Origin of the sequence: Photorhabdus kayaii, from assembly GCF_025384895.1 — a bacterium.
Classification (GTDB): domain Bacteria; phylum Pseudomonadota; class Gammaproteobacteria; order Enterobacterales; family Enterobacteriaceae; genus Photorhabdus; species Photorhabdus kayaii.
In genome coordinates, this window is the sequence record NZ_JAJAFZ010000122.1 from 1 (window position 1) to 5,198 (window position 5,198).

Below are 5,198 nucleotides of genomic sequence, written 5' to 3' on the forward strand. Positions count from 1 at the left end.
CGCTATGACTGGTCACAGGTGGACACTTCCCACCGCAATAAATACAAAGTGCACGATGCCATCATGCCGGATGGCAGCCGCAGTAATGACTTTTACGAATATCAGTACACCCGCACCGTCAAGGAAACTCAGGTTAAACAGAGCGACCCCGGTAAAATTCTGGCCGGGGGTAATATCACGCTCAACAGTGCGCAGGTCACTAATCACGACAGCCAGATTGTCGCCGGCGGGGCGCTGGATGGAGAAATCGGCGAACTGCACAATATTGCCACTCAGGGCGAACGTATCACCACCGATAAAGGTCGCCAAACTCACTGGTACGCCAAAAAGACCAAACACAAAAAGTTCGGGTTCGGTGGCACCAAAACCTCGCAGGGAAAAAGCCGCAGCAATTATGCCCCCGCCCCAGTGATAGAAACGATTGACCTGAAAACGCTGGCCTGGCAGGCGCATACCCGTCCACAGGGTACCGATATCACGATTACCGACCGACAAACCGGTCAGATACATTCTGCCCCCACAGCGGTCACGCCGGTGAACGGTATCAAAAATCAGCCACTGGTCTTGCCGCCCGGTCAGCCGTTTGAACTGAGTTTGCCCCCGGAGACCGTCAAAGGGCAAACAGTCGACCCGGTGATACGCGTGGTGACGCCCGATACCCGCCTGCCGAATAACAGCCTGTATACCGTGCAACCGGGCAGTGACAGCCACTATCTGGTCGAGACCGACCCGAAATTTACCCAGTATAAACAGTGGCTCGGCTCGGACTACATGCGGCAACAGTTAACGCACGACCCGGCGCTGGTTCACAAACGCCTGGGCGATGGGTTCTACGAACAGCGTCTGGTGCGTGACCAAATCACCCAACTGACCGGCCAGCGCTATCTGCCGGGCTACAACAACGACGAAGCCCAGTTTAAAGCGCTGATGGATGCCGGTGTCGCTTTTGGCAAACAGCAGCAATTAACGCCGGGCGTCGCCTTAAGCCCGGCACAGATGGCGTTGCTGACCTCAGACATTATCTGGTTGACTAACCAAACCGTCACCTTGCCGGATGGCACTACCGAGGTGGTCACCGTGCCGCAGGTTTACGCCCGCGTCCGTCAGGGCGATCTGCGCAGTGACGGCGCTTTGCTGGCCGGGAATACCGTGGCGCTCAACAGTCAGGGCGATATCACTAACAGCGGCACAATTAGCGGGCGTGACGTCACCCAACTGACCGCCAACAATCTAACCAACAGCGGCTTTATTCGCGGCGGCAAAGTGGATTTAGCGGCCCAACAGACGCTCACCAACCGGGGCGGCCAGATTCAGGGCGATGACCGGGTGACCCTGAAAGGCCGGGATATCACCAGCGCATCGACTGTGCGCGGGGATGGGGCAAACCGCTGGCTGGACCGTCCGGCAGGCATCTATGTGCAAAATGATAAGGGCACCTTATCGCTGAGCGCCATTAACAATGTGCAATTAACCGCCAGTGACGTCAAGAATGCGGGTAAAGACGGTCACACCGAGATAACGGCAGGCCATAACCTGACGCTGGACACCTTAAGTACACGTCGCACAGAACAGGGCGACTGGGGGAAAGATAACTATCGCCATCTGACCCAACAACAGGATATCGGCAGCCAGATAACCGGCGCAGGTGATGTGACATTGCAAGCCGGGCAGGATTTGAACGCCACTGCCGCCCACGTTAACGCCGGTCAACAACTGACGGCGCAGGCCGGGAATAACCTGACGCTGACCACCGGTACGGCCTCATCCGACTTAGTGGAGCACAGTAAACAAACCAGCAAAGGCTGGCTGTCGAAGTCGTCAGTGGAAACCCACGACGAAGTGCATGACCGACAGGCGCTCAGCACCACATTCAGTGGCGATAAGGTCAATCTCCAGGCCGGTAAAGACCTGAATATCCTCGGCAGCAATGTCGCGGGCACGCAGGATGTCAGCCTGAATGCCGGTCATCAACTCACCGTTACCACCGCAGCCGAAGCGCACGATGAAACTCATTTGCGGCAGGAGAAAAAATCCGGTTTGATGGGGACCGGCGGGATTGGCTTCACATTAGGCCAGGCCAGCCAGAAAACCACCACCGACAGTGACCGCCAGCTGAGTAAAGGCAGCACGGTCGGCAGCAGCCAGGGCAATGTCACCCTCAAAGCGGGAGAACAGCTCCGGGTTCACGGCAGCGAGGTGATTGCCGGTAAAGACCTGACGCTGACCGGTCAACAGGTCGATATCACCAGTGCGGAAAACCGCCATCACACCACGACAAAAACCGAACAAAAACAGAGCGGCTTAACCGTGGCGCTGAGTGGCGCCGCAGGCGGGGCCGTCAACAGCGCGGTGCAAACAGCCAGAACCGCCCGCACTGAAAGTGACCCACGAGTGAAAGCGCTGCAAAATACTAAAGTCGCGCTGAGCGGGGTACAGGCCGTGCAGGCTGGCCGACTGGCGGAGGCTCAGGGCAGTGACGACAAAGGCAATAACAATCTGGCCGGGGTGAGCCTGTCCTACGGGCGTCAATCTTCCCGTTCAGAACAGCAGCACCGCCAGACCACTCAACAGGGCAGCCATCTCACTGCCGGGGATAATCTGACCATAACCGCCAAAGGGGATGGCAAAGGCGCATCAAATCAAAGCGGGGATATCCGTATTCAGGGCAGCCAGTTACAGGCGGGTAAAGACCTGCAACTCCATGCTAACCGGGATATTCAGCTCTCATCCAGCCAGAACACCGAACAGACCACCGGCAAAAACAGCAGCCACGGCAGCTCGCTGGGCGTGGGCCTGACTGCGGGACCGGGGGGCACCGGTCTGAGCGTCTCGGCCAATGTCAGTCGGGGCAACGGCCGTGAAAACGGCAACGGCGTCAGTCACACTAACACCACGTTACAGGCGGGACAGACCGTCGGGCTGAACAGTGGCCGGGATACCACGCTGAAAGGGGCTCAGGTCAGCGGCGAGCAGATTACCGCCGACGTGAAACGTCATCTGACCCTCAGCAGCGAGCAGGACAGCCAGCGCTATGACAGCCAACAACAGAATGCCAGCGTGGGCGTCAGTGCCACCGTGGGTCCCCTCACTAACGGTACAGCGAGCCTCAATGCCAGCCGCAATAAACTTCACAGCAACTATGACAGCGTGCAGGAGCAGACCGGGCTGTTTGCCGGCAAAAGCGGCTATCAGGTTAACGTCGGCGACCACACCCAACTGGACGGCGCGGTGATAGCAAGTACCGCCGATAAAGCCAAAAACACCCTGAACACCGGGACACTGGGCTTCAAGGACATTCAAAATAAAGCGGACTTTACTGTTGAGCAGCAGAGTGCGGGCGTCAGCCTCGGCCAACCGACCGCCGGTCAGGTTCTGAATAATCTGGCAGTCAATGCGCTGACGGGGACTCATAACTCAGGCCATGACAGCACCACCACGCACGCTGCGGTCAGCGACGGCAACCTGATTATTCGAGATAAGGCGCATCAGACGCAGGATGTCGCGACCCTCAGCCGCGATACCGATAACGCCGCCAATGTCCTGAGTCCGATATTTGATAAGGAAAAAGAACAGCAACGGTTGAAACAGGCGCAACTGATTGGCGAACTCAGCGCCCAAATGACCGAGATAGCCAGTACGGAAGGGAAAATTATCGCCACCAAAGCGGCGAAAGCGAAACTGGACCATCTCAGTGAACCGGACAAAGCCGCAGCCAGAGAAAAATTGATCAACGCAGGTAATAAAGACCCCTCGCCAGCGGATATCAATCAACAAATTTATGACACCGCTTACACGCAGGCACTGAATGACTCGGGCTTGGGGACCGGCGGAACCTATCAGAAAGCCCTACAGGCCGCCACGGCAGCAATTCAGGGCTTGGCAGGGAACAATCTCGGTCAGGCGCTGGCCGGCGGGGCTTCACCGTATCTGGCCGGGGTGATAAAAGCGCTGACGACGGACCCGCAAACCCATCAGGTGGATACCGCCGCCAATACGCTGGCCCATGCGATTTTAGGCGCGGTGGCGGCAGAAGTCAGCGGTAATAATGCGCTCGCGGGTGCTGCCGGGGCGGCTTCGGGTGAACTGGCCGCTCAAGTTCTGATAAAGCAACTTTACGGCGACGGGGCCAAAGTCAGTGAATTAACGGAGGAGCAGAAGCAAACTATCAGCACCCTTTCCACCCTGGCAGCAGGATTGGCAGGCGGTATTGCTGGTGACTCCACCGTCAGTGCCCTCACTGGGGCGCAGGCCGGGAAGAACGCGACTGACAATAATGCCCTAGCTATACCAATGCCACCACCACCGATAGCGGGTTCAAACACGGGTGAAACCGTGAATGAAGCAAATCAGACAATAGCTTCAGCTTTGGACAAAAAATTGAAGGAAATGGGAGAGTCTATAGATAAAGCCACCCAATGTTCTTTTGGTCGGGTATGTTCGTCAGATTATATAGATGGTGAAAACCAACCAAATGTGGGAAAAAATCTGACAAATGAAGAAAAGGCTAAATATGGTGGAACCGGTTCTGGAACACCAGATGGTTGGGAACCGCAAGATGAGGAAAATGCACGTAACAATAGTGGGCTTCCATCTAGGGATAATCTTAATCAAGCTGCTTCAACCCCCAATCGTAATGGCTTGACGGACGCTGGACGTGCATTACAAAAGCACGGGGGAAGGGAAGGTTCTGTGTATTCATATTCTAGCCAGAAAGCATCTGTTTTAAATAAGGAAGCTCAGACTATAGTTAGTGAAATACTAAGCAATCCAAATACCAAAATAGAATCTAGGTTTGTTTTTGAAAATAAACAGAGGATTGCTGTAGTTGAAGCAATTGCTCCTGATGGACGAGCGTTGCGATTTAATGCTGATGGTACAAAATTGATTGGATTCCGTGAGCCGCCCAGTAAATGACAGAGAGGAAGAGTATGTTGGAATATAGTGTAGGTAGTTCCGCTGGCCGAGATGATCTTTATGCTGAGCTATCTTTTAATAGGGTCCAGTGGGGGGAAATATCATTATCGGAGGACAAAAAATCAGTGAATATTATTATTTATCCTGACAATAATATTCTAGAGTTCAGGTATGATGAATTTTTGCACATCATAGAAAAGGCAAAAGCTCACCTACTTAGTTTGGAACCATTATCTGAGTGACAAAAATCCCAGCCGCTGGGCTGGGATTTTCTCCGCTGTTAG

At 54.8% G+C, this 5,198-nt stretch carries 1 protein-coding gene; it reads left to right on the forward strand.

What is annotated here, in order from left to right:
• The coding region (locus LGZ98_RS22835; protein WP_262978647.1) for a hemagglutinin repeat-containing protein at nt 1-4,914 on the forward strand (4,914 nt) is incomplete at its 5' end.
• Nucleotides 4,915-5,198 lie beyond the last annotated feature (284 nt).